This window comes from Halogranum roseipondis, assembly GCF_059695585.1.
Genome location: NZ_JBUEED010000008.1, coordinates 115,429 through 129,957 on the forward strand (window position 1 = coordinate 115,429; position 14,529 = coordinate 129,957).

A 14,529-nucleotide genomic window follows, 5' to 3' on the forward strand; every position below is an offset into this window, starting at 1 on the left:
GTTTACTCGTCTGAACCGTCGCGCGGAACATCGAAATCGTAAAGAAGGTTACTAGGCAATTAGCTCCCACCGTAGACGTCCGTCGACCGAACAGGGTGTTTCAGCGTCGCTCGACGAGAGATGTCGATTCACGTCGGCGGCCACGTCGCCTGCGGTCGGAGACCACTGGGGGTATCTACGACGAGATGGTGTCACACACGGACGTCTCGAACGTCGTCTTGATCACGGTCGACTCGCTTCGAGCCGACGCCGTCGGCGCGTACGACGACGACCGACACACGCCGGTGATGGACGCTCTCGCTGCGCGTGGCACCGTGTTCGACCGAGCGTTCGCGACTGGTAACTGGACGCCCTTCTCGTTCCCCTCGATTCTCGCCTCGCAGCCGGTGTTCGCGGAGTCGGACCGGATCGGCATCGCCGAGACCCCGTCTCTCGCGTCGGTGCTGTCGGACGCCGGCGTCGCGACGGCCGGGTTCAACGCGTCGAACGGCTTTCTCACGTCGCACTGGGGGTACGACGAGGGGTTCGACGAGTTCGAACCGTTCGTCGCGAACGTCGGTTCCAACCTCTACAGTCGCTATCTCGCGACGCATCCGACGGTCGAAGCGTGGCTCCAGTTGCTGACCTCACCTGTTCGACGTGCTGGCTCGTGGCTCCGAGGGGAGACCGACGACCGACCGTTCCTGGATACGTCGAGGATGTTCGACGTCGAACACGCGGCGACGTCGTTCGTCGAGGAGACGGACTCCCCGTTCTTCCTCTGGGTCCACTACATGGACGTCCACACGCCGTACGTCCCCGCACCGCGGTACATCCGGGAGGTGTCCTCGGACATCTTCGGGACACACCGGATGCTCCACGCACACACGCGAACGGGTCTCGGACTGGAGGTCGGCGAGCGGACGCTCGCCGATCTCCGGACGCTCTATCAGGCGGCGGTCCGGCAGGTCGACGCGAGCGTCGGCCGCCTCCTCGAGACGTTCTCCGACGCCGGGGTCGAGGAGGAGACCGCGGTCGTCCTCGTCGGCGACCACGGCGAGGAGTTCCAGGAACACGGCCATCTCGCGCACTACCCGAAACTGTACGACGAACTGATCCGCGTGCCGTTCGTCGTCGACGTCCCGGACGTCGCCGGCCGTCGGGTCGGCGGGCAGGTCGGACTCGACGCGATCCCGCCGACGGTGGCCGACCTCCTCGGCGTCGATCCGCCGTCGGCGTGGTGGGGTGAGACGCTCGTTCCGACGGTCCGTGACGGCGAGTCACCGCCCGACGATCCCGTCGTCTCCGTCACCGTCCGCGACGAGGAGGTGACCGTCCAACCGATCCCGCGGTCGCTCGCCGACGGCGACCTGCTGGTGAGCGTCCGAGACCGAGAGTGGACGTACATCGAGAACGTCGACGCCGGCCAACGGGAACTGTATCGTCGCTCCTCGGATCCGACCCAACAGGAGAACCTCGTCGAGACGGCGGACGACAAAGCGAGACGTATCGTCGACCGCTTCGGCGATATCGTCGACGAACACGTCGACACGCTCCGACGGCAACAGACCGACACGAAGACTGACGGGGACGTGGACGACGTCGACGACACGCTCGAAGCCCGCCTCGAGGCGTTGGGGTATCGGTAGTCGTGCTCCGCGCCTACCTTCGGGGGCTCGTGAGTGGCCCGCTCGCGGTCCAACTGCGACGGTTCGCCATCGTCGGCGTCGTCACGGCAGGGATCCAGATGGTGCTGCTGTGGCTACTCGTCGACGTCGGCCGTCTGAACTACCTGTTCGGAGCGGTTCTCGCTATCGAGACGACGATCATCCTCTCGTACGTGTTCAACAACGCGTGGACCTTCCAGAACTTCCGGAACAGCGGGAGAGTCGAGTACGTGGTCGGACTGCTCAAGACGAACCTCGTCCGAGGGTCGGCGATACCGATCCAACTCGCCGTCCTGTTCGTGCTCGTCGAGTGGCAACACGTCTCGTATCTGGTGGCCAACGCGGTCGCGATCGGCGTCAGCGGCATCTATCGGTACGTCCTCGACTCGCGGTGGACGTGGGGGACGGCGTAGCGCCGACTGCGCGGCGACGTGCGAGCGTTCGCAAGAGCGGCGACAATCGAAGGGATGAATGTCTTGTAGGACAGCGATGCAGACGAGACGGTCGTCGACGCGGTGCTGGCGGCCGAACGCCGGTCCTGAGAACTGGCTCGTGATCACAACGATGAGCAACGCACTGGAACACCACGAAATCGAGCAGGCGAGACAACTCGCAGCGGACGCCGAACGGGTGATCGTCAAAGCGGGGACCAACTCGCTGACCGACGACCGATCGAACTTAGACGACGAGAAACTCGACAAACTCGTCGACGACATCGTCGGGCTTCTCGAGCGAGACAAGGACGTGATTCTCGTCTCGTCGGGGGCGGTCGGGGCGGGTAAGGGGCGCGTCGACCTGGTCGACGAGAACGTCGAGGAGGCGCAGGCGCTGTCGACCGTCGGACAGAGCTACCTGATGCAACGGTACACGGAGAGTTTCGCGCGCTACGACAGGAAGATCGCGCAGCTACTCCTGACCCAACACGACCTCAACAACCCCGAGCGCTTCACGAACGTCCGAAACACGATCGAGACGCTCCTCGAGTGGGACATCGTCCCGATCATCAACGAGAACGACGCCGTCGCCACCGAGGAGATCCGGATCGGCGACAACGACATGCTGTCGTCGTCGGTCGCGATCGACATCGACGTCGACCTGCTGGTCACGCTGACCGACGTCGGGGGCGTCTACACCGGGAACCCGAAAGAGGACCCGACGGCCGAGCGTATCGAAGCCGTCGGTCGCAACTACGACGAGGTGCAGACGATCACCGAGGACAGTTCGGCGGACACGTTCGGCGGCATTCGGACGAAAGTGCAGGGTGCTCGTGACGTCAGCGAACACGGTGTTCCAGCCATCATCGCCGAGTCCACGCAGGAGGGCGTCCTCGAGAAGGTCGCCGCCGGCGAGCCGGTGGGCACGTTGTTCATCCCGATAAACGGTGTCATCGATGACTGAGAAGACAGCCGAAACCAAGGTGACAGAGGCACAGCACGCGGCGCTCGGACTCGCACAGCTCTCCGAAGCGGAACGACGTCGGGGGCTGCTGTCGATCGCCGACGCGATCGACGAGCACCACGAGGAGATCCTCGAGGCCAACGAGCGAGACGTCACGGCGGGCGAGGAGCTGCTCGCAGCGGGCGAGTACAGTCAGGCGCTCGTCGACCGGCTGGAGCTCTCCGAATCGAAGCTCGACAGCATCTCCGAGATGGTCAGGAGCGTCGCCCACCAGGACGACCCACTCGAGAAGACGCTGGCCGCACGGCGACTCGACGAGGGGCTCGAGCTCTACAAGGTCGCCGTCCCCATCGGCGTCGTCGGCACCGTCTTCGAGTCGCGGCCCGACGCGCTGGTGCAGATCGCGGCGCTCTGTCTCAAATCCGGCAACGCCGTCATCCTGAAAGGTGGTAGCGAGGCGAGTCACTCCAATCGCGTCCTCTACGAACTCATCCGCGAGGCGACCGCCGAACTGCCCGACGGCTGGGCGCAGCTCGTCGAGGCACGCGAGGACGTCGACGCCCTGCTGGAGATGGACGACTCGATCGATCTCCTCATGCCACGAGGGAGCTCCGAGTTCGTCCGCTACATCCAGAACAACACGAGCATCCCCGTGCTCGGTCACACCGAGGGGATCTGTCACGTCTACGTCGACGAGGCGGCCGACCTCGAGATGGCGAGCGACGTCGCCTACGACGCGAAAGTGCAGTATCCGGCGGTCTGTAACGCCGTCGAGACGCTCCTGGTTCACGAAGACGTCGCCTCGGAGTTCCTCCCCGAGATCGCCGCGCGGTACGAACAGGCCGGCGTCGAACTGCGTGGCGACGACGCCACCCGCGAGCTCGTCGAGGAGGCGGAGGCGGCCACGGAGGACGACTGGTCGACGGAGTACGGCGACCTGATCCTCTCGATCAAAGTCGTCGACTCGCTGGAAGCCGCGCTCGATCACATCACCACCTACGGCTCGAAGCACACGGAGTCGATCGTGACCGACGACGACCAGCGGGCCAGCCGGTTCATGCGCAGCCTCGACTCTGCGAGCGTCTTCCACAACGCTTCGACGCGCTTCAGCGACGGCTACCGCTTCGGTCTCGGCGCCGAGGTCGGCATCAGCACCGGGAAGATTCACGCCCGCGGTCCGGTCGGTCTCGAGGGGTTGACGACTTACAAATACCACCTCGAGGGCGACGGCCACGTCGTCGCCTCCTACGCTGGTGACGACGCGAAGCCGTACCTCCACGAGGAGCTCGAGGCGGCGTGGACCCCCGGCGACCGCTCTGAGGAATAAACCGGCCGAGTTGGCCGAGACGACCGGTGGAGCCGGACCGCGTCCTACTGGAGTGGTTTCCGTCCTCTCGTCGCCCGATCACGTTCCTCGGCGTACGAGACGCGTGAGTCGATACCCGGCTAAGAGGAAGTGTCGAGCCAAGTATTGTCCCGATAGCGGCATTGATGCCGTCGACCCGCCGAGATAGCCGGTGTAGACGGGATCGAATCGCGTGGCACGCATCGGAAGCAGTCACTCGTCGACTCCTTCCTCCCGTCTACTGTGATTCTCGTCCGTTGGACGGCATCCAGGGCGACGCGACTCGTCTCGACTGTAGACTCTTTCACCTCCCGGGCTCTACCGTCGTCTCATGACCGACCTCCGTCTCGTCGTCGGACCACACGAACTAACTGCGACGTGGAGCGACTCGAACCCGACTACCCGGAATGCGGTCGCCGACGCGCTCCCGATTACAGCGGATGCGACCCGGTGGGGTGACGAACTCTACTTCGAGATCCCCGTCGACGTCGCTGCCGAAGCGACGCAGACGGTCGTTCCCGTCGGGTCGGTCGCTTACTGGCCGCCGGGGAACGCACTCTGCCTGTTCTGGGGACCCACGCCCGCGAGCGACGGTGACGAACCTCGCGCTGCCTCGCCGGTGACCGTCGTCGCCACCGTCGACGACGTCGAACCGCTAACGCAAATCGAAGACGGCGACGCGACCGTCTCTCTCGAGCTCGGCTGACCGAACGTCCCCTATCCGAAGCTCTCTCGTGAGGTACCCGGACGGCGTACCCATTCATTATGTCGAGCCACGAACCTCGTATCGGTCATGCTCCGAAAGCTACTCACGGCGGTCGCCCTCGTCGAACTGCTCGCACCGAAAGCACTGATCGAGACCGCAGAGCGAGTCGCACTCACGGATTCGGAGGGGTGTGAGTTGCGACCGTGGGTGGTTCCCGGTGCACGGTTCGAGGGTCTCGTCCTCCTCGCGTCGGTGTGGCGAAGTGACGCCTCGTACTCGCGGCTCAAGCGACTGCTCGGTTTCGTCGGCGTCGCAGCGCTGGTAGCCCCCCGGACCTACGTCGACACGGCAGCGCCGCTCGCGTACACCAGTGCGAGCGACTGTGACTGGCGGCCGTGGGTGTATCCCGGCACCCGCCTCGTCGGTTTGCTCTACGTGCTCGTCGCGCTAAACGAAGTCGCCTCTGCACGGCGAGCAGACGCCGACGAACCCTAACGGGACGGACGTCGCGACGTACGGTGTGGAGCCAGAACCGAGCGGTTCCGCCCGTACGAACTGCGTCCGTGAGGATCTCCTCCTCGACGGTCCAGAGCGCGCTCGTGAGGTGGTCCGTCGGGGTGATGCGGCGAGGGACAGCAGGATACGGAACCCGATCTCTCTCGCTTCGTCGCCCCGTCGGCGTTCGCTGCGAGGGTGACGAGGTCGTCGCGGTCGCCGCCCTTCCGTTCCGAGACGAGACGGAACAGCGGGACGAGAGCTCCCTCACACCGTGTCGGCGGGCTCGTGCTTCTCGGCCATGCGGGTCGCTTCGTTCCCGTACCGGTCTCGAGTTCCCGTCTCCTCGACGGCTTCGAGATCGTCGGTGGACACCTCCTCGGCGGCCGTCACCGACGACATGTCGAGCGCCTGTGGTGCGAGCTCGCGCCGGTAGACGCGGTCGCCCTCGAGCGTCGCATACTTGAGGATCACGAGGTCGCGGTTGTTGTAGCCACGTTCGACGAGCCACACTCGAACCGTCTCCGACTCCGAGGACATGTCTAACGACACGAACGGCACGCTGTTAGTGGTTCGGGCCCACAGACGGGTGTCGTGTGGGTTCTTGTTCGCAGGCCGCGACGACCGTCCTCACTCGCGGAGGACCACGACGGGACGGTCGGTCTCGTCGGCGACCGACTCGTAGGTTTTCCCGAAGACGCGCTGGGTAGTGGACTCTTCCGTCTCGCCCATGACGACGAGGTCGTGACTCTGAGCTGCTTCACCGATCTCGAAGGCTGGGTCGTCGGAGACGATGACGTTCGTATCGATCGCGAACTTCGAGAAGCCGGCGTCGACCAGTCTGTCGCGGAGCGACGAGAGGAGTGCCTCTTTCTCGTCTGTCTGCTCCGAATCGGTGACGTTCATGAGCGTCACATGGTGGATAACGTCTTCGTTCAGCGTCCCTACGAACTCTTCGACGGAGTCGGCGAACGTCTCGTCGCGGACGGCGATGAGCACGCGGCCGAGGTTGGTGATCGGGTTCGGAATCAACAACGCGTCCATATCTCGCTCCTCGGCGACGGTGGTCGGTGTTGTCTCGAGGTTCTCGTCCATCACCAACTCGACTTCGGCGGAGGCACCGTGTTGGACGAACTGGTGTGCAAGCGAGTAGAGGACGTAGTTGGCTTCGACAGTTTGACGCTGTCGCTCTTCGGCATCGATTTCTGCCGGAGTCTTGTAGAGTCCGAGGAGGGTCACCTTACACGACGTGAACCCGTTGACGAAGGACGAAGGAAGAGGATCGGGATTGGGGAACTCGATGGGGATCAAGAGTGTGGGTGCAGACATTGTGATCGTACCGACCAGAGGTACAGTGTCGAACGTAAAAACGACGACGGCCGTCGGGGTCCGAGCTCTGTCGTCGGTCGCTGTGAACCGCTGACGGACGCTGCACTGACTCACTGACTGATCGTCGCGTGCCCGTACTGGTGTCTCACCGCGACTGCCCGGTGACGAAACTGGAACGAATCTATCCAATTTAATCTGAACAATACCGTGCTACCTCGGATCGTGTCCGTTTTCGTGCCGCGTGTCGGGCCTCGTCGAACTGACTTCAGAGAGGACGAATTTCTTCGCGAAATTCGCGCCAGTTCGTGACTTTCGACGAGTCGATCTATCGTTTCATGAAACTGATGGTCTCGAACGACGAAGTGTCGAGGACTACACGGCAACTAGACCGATATCTGGGAGAGGAGGCGGTGTAGACGTGCAGATGGGAGACGGAACGTTCCCTCGACGGTCTCGGTCGTCTGTGTCGTCGACTTCTGGATGGGTTCAGAACTGTTTGGACTACAGATCGCATGGGAAGAGGTTTCTTTTAGTGGCCGAACTCGACTCGAGAGTCGGTCGATGTCTACTCAGTAGGCCGTCAGTTCGGGCGATCATTCACTAATCTTAATTAACAACTGGCGGTCTGAGCGGCAGACAGCGCTACGCTTGTAATGTATATTGAGATGATAGGTTCGCCGAGACAGCGAATCGAAGAGAGGTGGTTCTGCGTTCTCGCCGCTGAGAACTATTAACACGGCGTAGCGCGACCATCGTTCATGTTCAACTTCGGGGTGTATCACTGGCGTCGTCGACTGCGCCGACTGTTCGTCGCCCTCGTCGCGGTCGTCTTCGGCGGAGTCGCGTGGCGATTCGGTCACGACAGCTGGTTCGGACGCCTCGTCGCCCTCCTCTCGCTCGCGTGGGGGGTGGTCGCGGGCGGACGAACGCTTCGGTCGCTCCTCAGTCCGCCGCCGTGGCACGTCGACCGCCCGAAGTACGAGGCGTTGGCGGCAGTGCTTCCGCTCGGGGACGCCGACACGGTCGTCGACGTCGGGTGTGGGACGGGTCGGTCGCTCGTCGGGTTGGCTCCCGCGATCGCCTCCGACGCGACGGTCGTCGCACTCGACGTGTACGACGATCGAATCATCCTCGGGAACGGGCCGGCGCTCGCACGACGGAACGCGGCCACGGCCGGGTTGTCGGTGGTTCCCGTTCGTGGGGATGCAACTACCCTCCCGTTTCGCGACGGGTCGGTCGACGTGCTCACCGCCTGTCGCGTCCTCCACGACCTCCCCAGATCCGGCGCACGAGCGGCGCTCCGGGACGCACACCGGGTACTCGCTCCGAACGGACGGCTGGGCGTCCTCGAACTGCCGATCCCGCACGACGAGGGAGCCGATCCCGCACCGTACTGGCGAGAGTTACTCGTCGACGCCGGGTTCACCGTCACCGAGCAACGAACGTTCGGGACCGACTACCACGTGCTCGCGGCCACGCCGGATCAGAGGAGATAGGTCGCACCCCAATAGGCGGCGTAGCCCGCGAGCAGAAGTGCACCGGCAGGGCGATCGACCCGCCCCCGCGCCAACAGGGCGACGACGGCGACCAAAAGCACCAGCAGGAACGGCCAGTGGACGGAGACGACGCTCCCGCTGACGTCGATCGGTCGGACCAGCGCGATGACGCCCGCGTTCGCGGTGACGAAGAAGGCGATGCTCCCGACGACGTTGCCCACGCCGAGATGCGGGTTGCCCTGACGGACCGGTTCGACGGTGAGAAACAGCTCCTCCAGCGAGGCGACGAAGCTCACTACGGTTGCGCCGAACGCCAGCCCCGGGATGCCGAACGCCACGAGCAGGTCACGGGCACCGACGACGGCGAGCTCCGAACCGACCGTCATCCCGACGACCGCGAGTAGCGGGACGGCGACCGCGGCGAGACCCTCCAGGTCGAGGTCGTCGTCTTCGGCCGCCGCATCGAGACTCTCCGCCGCGAGGAACCGAGTCTCGGTGTCGCTCTCGAGCCAGTACACCACACCGACGAACGGAAGGAACGCCACCACGAGGAGTGCTCCGTCGAGTCGCGAGAGCAGTCCGTCCGCCGAGAGGACGATCATGAGCGTCGGCGACCCGAGCGTCAACAGCTGATAGACGCGGGGGACGGCGACCTCGAAGGGCCGCAGGAGTCCGGCGATCCCGACGGCCGCCCCGAGGACGAAAAGCGCCTCGCCGAACACCGTTCCGAGCGCCACGCCGGGCAGGCCGCCGGTGACTGCCGCCAGCCCGAGGATGGCGTTCTCGAGGTCCGTCCCCGCCAGCAGGACGGTGAGGAAGAACGCCGAGACGCCGAGCCCGAGTGCGGCCTCCGCGACGCTCTCGACGAACGTCTCGACGCTCTCGACGACGAGGACGACGCCGACGAGGAACACGACGAGCGCGACGAGCGTCGACGGAAGTTCGAGCACTATTGGATCACGTACACTCGGTGTTGACTGACAACGACTTAATCTATCGGGCTGTTCCCCGTCGGGAGAGGACGGTTCGTTCCCTGCTCACTCGCTCGACGTGTCGGTCTTGACGTCTCGCTCGGAGATTCGGTTCGACCGCCCGTCGCGACCGCGTTCGACCTCGGCGATAGCCGTCTCGAAGTGAGCGCCGGTCAGGTAGATTCGTTCGGGGTCGGTGTCGTCGCCGTCGACGTACTCGCGGACGGCGGCCGACGCCGCCTCCCGGCAGACGGCCTCGACGTCGGCCCCGACGAACCCTGCCGTTCGGTCGGCGAGCGCACCGAGGTCGACGTCGTCGGCGAGCGGGCGGTCGCGAGTGTGGACGCGGAAGATCTTCCGACGCGCGGCCGCGTCGGGCGCACCGACGTGGACGTGTTGGTCGAATCGACCGGGTCGTAACAGCGCGTCGTCGAGGAGGTCTCGGCGGTTGGTCGTGGCGATGACGACGACGTCCTCCAGCTCTTCGAGACCGTCGAGCTCCGTCAACAGTTGCGAGACGACGCGTTCGCCGACGCCGGCGTCGCTCCCTGCGCCGCCACGTTCGGCGGCGAGTGCGTCGATCTCGTCGAAGAACACCACCGTCGGGGCGTTCGCCCGCGCCTTCTCGAACACTTCGCGGACGCCCTTCTCGGACTCGCCGACGTACTTGTTCAGCAGTTCGGGCCCCTTGATCGAGATGAAGTTCGACTGCGCCTCGTTGGCGACCACCTTCGCGAGCAGCGTCTTTCCCGTCCCCGGCGGGCCGTACAGGAGCACGCCCGTCGCGGGCCGCATCGAGACGCGGTCGAACGCCTCGGGGTACTCCAGGGGCCACTGGACCGTCTCGCGGAGGCGGTCGACCGTCGTCTCGAGGCCGCCGACGTCCTCCCAGGTGACGTCCGGCACCTCGACGAACACCTCGCGGAGTGCAGAGGGGTCGGTGCTCCGGAGTGCCGCGTCGAAGTCCGCGCCCGTGACCTCCATGGCCGCCAGCGTGGCCTCGTCGACCGCCGCGTCGTCCGGGTCGACGCCGTTCCGGCGGAGAGTGTAGAGAACCGCCTCGCGGGTGAGGTTCTCGAGGTCCGCACCGACGAACCCGTGGGTCCGCTCGGCGAGCGCGTCGAGGTCGACGTCGTCGGCGAGCGGCATCGCCCGCGTGTGGATCCGGAGGATCTCTTCGCGGCCGTCGCGGTCCGGGACGCCGATCTCGATCTCGCGGTCGAACCGTCCGGGCCGCCGAAGCGCGGCGTCCACGGCGTCCGGGCGGTTCGTCGTCCCGACGACGACGATCCGGTTGTCGGCCACGACCCCGTCCATGAGCGACAGCAGCTGTCCGACCCCACCGCTCCGGTCGGCGGTGTCGCGACTGCCGGCGACGGCGTCGACTTCGTCGATGAAGACGATGGCGGGGCTGTTGGCGGCGGCGTTCTCGAACCGTTCCCTGAGACGTTCGCCGGTCTCACCCGGACGGTCCGAGGCGACGACCGCACCGGAGATCGTCTCGAAGTGGACGTCGGTCTCGTTGGCCAGCGCCCGCGAGAGCAACGTCTTCCCCGTCCCCGGCGGGCCGTACAGGAGCACCCCTCTCGGGGTCTCGGTTCCGAGCCGGCTGAACAGTTCGGGCACTCGCAACGGGAGTTCGACGGTCTCACGGAGCCGTGTGAGTTCGCTCTCCACGCCACCGACGTCGGCGAACGTGGCTGCCGTCGGTCCGCTCCCCGGGAGGTCGACGGTCGAGGGGAGTCCCTCCGCCGGCTCGGGTGCGACCGAGACCCGTGTCCAGTCGCGGATCACGACCTGGTCGCTCGGTTCCGTCGCGACGATCTCGACGGGGACGGTCCGTTCGACCGCTTGACTCGACCCACGCGATCGGAGCGTGACCGGCACGACCTGTCCCGCGAGGACCGCTCGACTCACGAGTTCGTCGCGCAACGAGAGGTCGAGATGCTCCCCTCCGGCGAATCCGTCCGGAAGCGCGACCGTCACGCTGTCGGCGGACTCCACCGTCACCGGTGTGACCGTCACCTGCTCGCTGACGTCGACGTTCGCCGTCCGTCGAAGGAGTTCGCTCGTTCGGATGCAGCCCGGTTCGACGTCGTCCGACGGGATGACCTGCGTGACCGCCGGCTCCTCGTCCGGTCCGCGGAGGACGAGGTAGCCGCCGCTGTCGACGCCGAGTTCTTCCAGTGTCCCACGGCCGAGTACGGAGAGGCCGTCGTCGGGGTCGAACGCCTCGAGTTGTCTGACAGTGAGTTCCATACGCTCCCTCTGCCGTACTGTCGTCTCCGTCCGCATAAACTCATGGGTGGTGCAACCATATAGCACACCCTCCCCTCTCCGAGAGCGACTTTCACCGAGTCGTTCCAGGAGGCCGGCCGAGTCGATACGGACGAGCCCTCGACCACAAAAAGCCGCCGTTCGAAACCGCCCGGCATATGTCAGTTTCGTTGGCAAAGTTATTTGTAAACTCGTCTGTCATTACCGACTGGTGCTCTCATGACACATGGTAACGGTGCGCGCGTAGCCGCCGAGGAACGGGAACGGCTCGTCGAACGGTTGGATATCGACGACTCCGTCGCCGACGAGGAGTTGACGCTGTCGACGCTGCGAGCGGCTGTCGACGGTGAGATCGACGACGAGTTCGCCTCCATGGGGGAGGCGATCCGGAGCGACCTCGAGGGGTCGCTCGACGTGACGCTCTTGGAGTCGGTCATGGCGGAGTTAGAGACGCAGATCGCTCGGCTTCCGGAGGTCCGGGAGGCGGGTATTCCCGACGGGGAGCGCGAGCCCGAACGGCTGTATCGTGAACTGATCGAACCGGCGTGGCGGATGTACGACCACCTCGTCGACGTCGGCTTCTTCGAGAGCGTGGACGCGAACGCACCGCGGTTCTCCTCGGAGCACGTCAGAAACACCAGCTACGGGCTGCTCGAAGCAGACCCACTCACGTCGGAACTCGAGTCGATCGGTTTCGACGACGCCGAACAGCTCCGGCTGGTGACGAGCGTGGTCAACAGCGACAAGGAGCTCGCACGGTGGGTTCCGACCGAGCAGATCCCTCGCGACGTCGAGTTCAATGTCGACTTCGTCCCGCCGCTCCACCAGCGAGCAGCGGGTGGGTCGCTGCTGTGGATCCGGACGCTCGACGTTCACCTGTGGCAGAAACAGGTGCTCATCACCGAGGAGATTCTCGACGACGGCTACTGGGACATCAAGGCGATGCTCGGTGGGTTGTATCTGCTGACGAGGGTAGCACGAGAGATCGGCGTCGGAGACGAGAGCGCTCTCACGGACGGACAGCTGATGGCGGCGCTGACGGGGAGTGCCGCGATCATGATCATCAACCAGCAGGAGATCTGTCGGGATATGTTCTACATCACCGAAGAGATGCGGGCACCACCGAAAGCGAGGTAATCCAAATGTCAATCGACCAAGACAGAGCGGTCCAGGCCGCACAGGACACAGTCGTACGGGAGACAGACAACGGCTATCGGGTTCTCGGCTCGCCCGACGAATCCGTCACACATCAGCACGACACCGACCGCATCCCCCGGTTCGACGTGACCCAGGAGATGCTGAGCAACTCCGGGCAGAACCCGGAGGCCTGGCTGATGTACGGCGGAAACTACGAACAACACCGGTACACGACCGCCGACGTCATCACGAAAGACAACGTCGACCAGCTCGAAGTCGAGTACGACCTGCGGGTCGGCGCGGGGTCGAGCATGGAGGGCTCTCCGGTCATCGTCCCCGGGGAACCGACGATCATGTACCAGTCGAACGGCCCGAACCACATCAAGGCCCTCGACACGACGACCGGGGACGTGCTGTGGAGCTACACGTACGCCGTCCCGTCGGACGTGGTGTTGTGCTGTGACGACAACAACCGCGGTCCCGCCGTCTACGAGGACAAGGTGTTCATGACGACTCTCGACTCGGGAGTCGTCGCGCTCGACCGCTACACCGGCGAGGAGGTGTGGTACGCCTCGACGGCCGACCACGAACGGGGCTACTCGGCGACGTGGGCACCCATCGTCTACGACGGGACGCTCTTCACGGGCAGTGCCGGCGGCGAGTACGGTGTGCGCGGGTTCCACACGGCGCTCGACGCCGAGACGGGTGAGGAGAAGTGGTTCACGCGGACCTGCCCGGAGGAGGAGTGGGTCGGCGACTCGATCAACCAGGCCGCCGGCACCAACTGGATGACCGCCACCTACGACGAGGAGCGCGACGTGCTCTACATGCCGGTGGGGAACCCCGGGCCGGACTTCGACGGCTCCGTCCGGCCGGGACCGAACCGCAACACCTGCGGGACGATGTGCATCGACGCCGAGACCGGAGAACGGCTCTGGTTCCACCAGGAGTCTCCCCACGACGTCTGGGACTACGACTCCGCGTCGCCGCGGATGCTCATTCGCGACCTCGAGTTCGAGCACCGCGACGAGATCCGAGACACCGTCGTCGACGCCGGCAAGACCGGGTGGGTGTACTCGGTAGACGCCGAGACCGGCCAGCTCATCACCCGCTCCGATCCGGGCGTCCAGCAGCTCAATATGTTCAGCATGATTCCGCACATCGACGACGGTCGTCGGGGGACGTTCATGCCCGGCGGGATGGGCGGTTGCGACTGGCATCCGGCGACGTACTGCAAGGAGACTGGGCTGGTGTACTACAAGATGCACAACAACGCCCAGGAGGCGTGGTGGCGCTTCGAGGAGTTCGAGGAAGGGCGCAAGTACTGGGGCGGGATCCTCGAAGACGAGACCGAAGCGATGCCCGACGACTACAACGGCCACATCAGTTCCATCTCCGCGTTCGATCCCGCGACCGGCAAGCGGGTGTGGCGTGACTGGATCGACAGCGACACCTACATCTGGGGTGGCACGATGTCGACCACGACGGGACTGATGTTCGCCGGCACCCAGAACGGTCAGTTCATCGCTTACGACGGCGAGACCGGCGACCACCTGTGGGAGTTCGACACCGGCGAGGCACCGATCTCGTCGAGCCCAGTCAGCTGGTACGACCCGAACACGGAGAAGCAGTACATCGCCATCCAACTCGGCGGCAGCGGGTGGCTCCGCCGCGGCAAGCGCGACGACCGACTCGTCGTGTTCTCGATGGCCGAGTAGGACGACCGTCG

Annotated in this window: 13 protein-coding genes; 9 read left to right on the forward strand and 4 right to left on the reverse strand. The window is 65.1% G+C overall.

What is annotated here, in order from left to right:
* Positions 1 to 185 precede the first annotated feature (185 nt).
* The 6 genes from EOHIBHHM_RS24440 to EOHIBHHM_RS24465 all read left to right on the forward strand — a co-directional run bounded on the left by EOHIBHHM_RS24440 (position 186) and on the right by EOHIBHHM_RS24465 (position 5,590).
* The gene (locus EOHIBHHM_RS24440) at positions 186 to 1,628 is read left to right on the forward strand and encodes a sulfatase (protein ID WP_497259496.1); all 1,443 of its coding nucleotides are present in this window, start codon (positions 186 to 188) and stop codon (positions 1,626 to 1,628) included.
* A 2-nt stretch (positions 1,629 to 1,630) separates the two neighbouring features.
* Positions 1,631 to 2,059 carry a GtrA family protein gene (locus EOHIBHHM_RS24445; RefSeq protein WP_497259498.1) on the forward strand — a complete coding sequence of 143 codons (429 nt, stop codon included), beginning with the start codon at positions 1,631 to 1,633 and terminating at the stop codon, positions 2,057 to 2,059.
* Between the two features lie 151 nt (positions 2,060 to 2,210).
* Positions 2,211 to 3,044, forward strand: a complete 834-nt coding sequence (gene proB / locus EOHIBHHM_RS24450; RefSeq protein ID WP_497259500.1) for a glutamate 5-kinase — start codon at positions 2,211 to 2,213, stop codon at positions 3,042 to 3,044.
* Positions 3,037 to 4,371: a glutamate-5-semialdehyde dehydrogenase gene (locus EOHIBHHM_RS24455; RefSeq protein ID WP_497259502.1), complete on the forward strand. Its 1,335-nt coding sequence runs from the start codon at positions 3,037 to 3,039 to the stop codon at positions 4,369 to 4,371. The genes proB and EOHIBHHM_RS24455 overlap by 8 nt, the downstream gene beginning before the upstream one ends.
* A gap of 349 nt (positions 4,372 to 4,720) precedes the next feature.
* The gene (locus EOHIBHHM_RS24460; protein ID WP_497259504.1) at positions 4,721 to 5,095 is read left to right on the forward strand and encodes a cyclophilin-like fold protein; all 375 of its coding nucleotides are present in this window, start codon (positions 4,721 to 4,723) and stop codon (positions 5,093 to 5,095) included.
* Positions 5,096 to 5,182: 87 nt separating this feature from the next.
* Positions 5,183 to 5,590, forward strand: coding sequence for a hypothetical protein (locus EOHIBHHM_RS24465; RefSeq protein WP_497259506.1), 408 nt, complete (start codon positions 5,183 to 5,185; stop codon positions 5,588 to 5,590).
* Positions 5,591 to 5,857: 267 nt separating this feature from the next.
* Here EOHIBHHM_RS24465 and EOHIBHHM_RS24470 read toward each other — a convergent pair whose 3' ends face one another.
* Positions 5,858 to 6,130: a DUF7967 family protein gene (locus EOHIBHHM_RS24470; protein WP_497259508.1), complete on the reverse strand. Its 273-nt coding sequence runs from the start codon at positions 6,128 to 6,130 to the stop codon at positions 5,858 to 5,860.
* A 90-nt stretch (positions 6,131 to 6,220) separates the two neighbouring features.
* Positions 6,221 to 6,829: a universal stress protein gene (locus EOHIBHHM_RS24475; RefSeq protein WP_497259510.1), complete on the reverse strand. Its 609-nt coding sequence runs from the start codon at positions 6,827 to 6,829 to the stop codon at positions 6,221 to 6,223.
* Between the two features lie 848 nt (positions 6,830 to 7,677).
* Between EOHIBHHM_RS24475 and EOHIBHHM_RS24480 the strand changes: the two genes are divergently transcribed.
* On the forward strand, positions 7,678 to 8,415 hold the full coding sequence (locus tag EOHIBHHM_RS24480; protein ID WP_497259512.1) for a class I SAM-dependent methyltransferase: 738 nt from the start codon (positions 7,678 to 7,680) through the stop codon (positions 8,413 to 8,415).
* On the opposite strand, the gene EOHIBHHM_RS24485 is transcribed toward EOHIBHHM_RS24480, so the two are convergent.
* Together EOHIBHHM_RS24485 and EOHIBHHM_RS24490 are read right to left on the reverse strand one after the other, a co-directional pair.
* Positions 8,403 to 9,365 carry a sodium:calcium antiporter gene (locus EOHIBHHM_RS24485; protein ID WP_497259514.1) on the reverse strand — a complete coding sequence of 321 codons (963 nt, stop codon included), beginning with the start codon at positions 9,363 to 9,365 and terminating at the stop codon, positions 8,403 to 8,405. The genes EOHIBHHM_RS24480 and EOHIBHHM_RS24485 overlap by 13 nt on opposite strands.
* Positions 9,366 to 9,452: 87 nt before the next feature.
* On the reverse strand, positions 9,453 to 11,645 hold the full coding sequence (locus EOHIBHHM_RS24490) for an AAA family ATPase (protein WP_497259516.1): 2,193 nt from the start codon (positions 11,643 to 11,645) through the stop codon (positions 9,453 to 9,455).
* Between the two features lie 237 nt (positions 11,646 to 11,882).
* On the opposite strand from EOHIBHHM_RS24490, the gene EOHIBHHM_RS24495 reads away from it, so the two are divergent.
* Both EOHIBHHM_RS24495 and EOHIBHHM_RS24500 read left to right on the forward strand, forming a co-directional pair.
* Positions 11,883 to 12,800: a hypothetical protein gene (locus EOHIBHHM_RS24495; RefSeq protein WP_497259518.1), complete on the forward strand. Its 918-nt coding sequence runs from the start codon at positions 11,883 to 11,885 to the stop codon at positions 12,798 to 12,800.
* A gap of 5 nt (positions 12,801 to 12,805) precedes the next feature.
* On the forward strand, positions 12,806 to 14,518 hold the full coding sequence (locus EOHIBHHM_RS24500) for a pyrroloquinoline quinone-dependent dehydrogenase (RefSeq protein WP_497259520.1): 1,713 nt from the start codon (positions 12,806 to 12,808) through the stop codon (positions 14,516 to 14,518).
* Positions 14,519 to 14,529: the final 11 nt, after the last annotated feature.

Coding starts and splice junctions, on each gene's coding strand:
- EOHIBHHM_RS24465 (WP_497259506.1), top strand. CDS start 5,183: ATGCTCCGAAAGCTACTCACGGCGGTCGCCCTCGTCGAACTGCTCGCA.
- proB (WP_497259500.1), top strand. CDS start 2,211: ATGAGCAACGCACTGGAACACCACGAAATCGAGCAGGCGAGACAACTC.
- EOHIBHHM_RS24440 (WP_497259496.1), top strand. CDS start 186: ATGGTGTCACACACGGACGTCTCGAACGTCGTCTTGATCACGGTCGAC.
- EOHIBHHM_RS24495 (WP_497259518.1), top strand. CDS start 11,883: ATGACACATGGTAACGGTGCGCGCGTAGCCGCCGAGGAACGGGAACGG.
- EOHIBHHM_RS24460 (WP_497259504.1), top strand. CDS start 4,721: ATGACCGACCTCCGTCTCGTCGTCGGACCACACGAACTAACTGCGACG.
- EOHIBHHM_RS24470 (WP_497259508.1), bottom strand. CDS start 6,130: ATGTCCTCGGAGTCGGAGACGGTTCGAGTGTGGCTCGTCGAACGTGGC.
- EOHIBHHM_RS24455 (WP_497259502.1), top strand. CDS start 3,037: ATGACTGAGAAGACAGCCGAAACCAAGGTGACAGAGGCACAGCACGCG.
- EOHIBHHM_RS24490 (WP_497259516.1), bottom strand. CDS start 11,645: ATGGAACTCACTGTCAGACAACTCGAGGCGTTCGACCCCGACGACGGC.
- EOHIBHHM_RS24500 (WP_497259520.1), top strand. CDS start 12,806: ATGTCAATCGACCAAGACAGAGCGGTCCAGGCCGCACAGGACACAGTC.
- EOHIBHHM_RS24480 (WP_497259512.1), top strand. CDS start 7,678: ATGTTCAACTTCGGGGTGTATCACTGGCGTCGTCGACTGCGCCGACTG.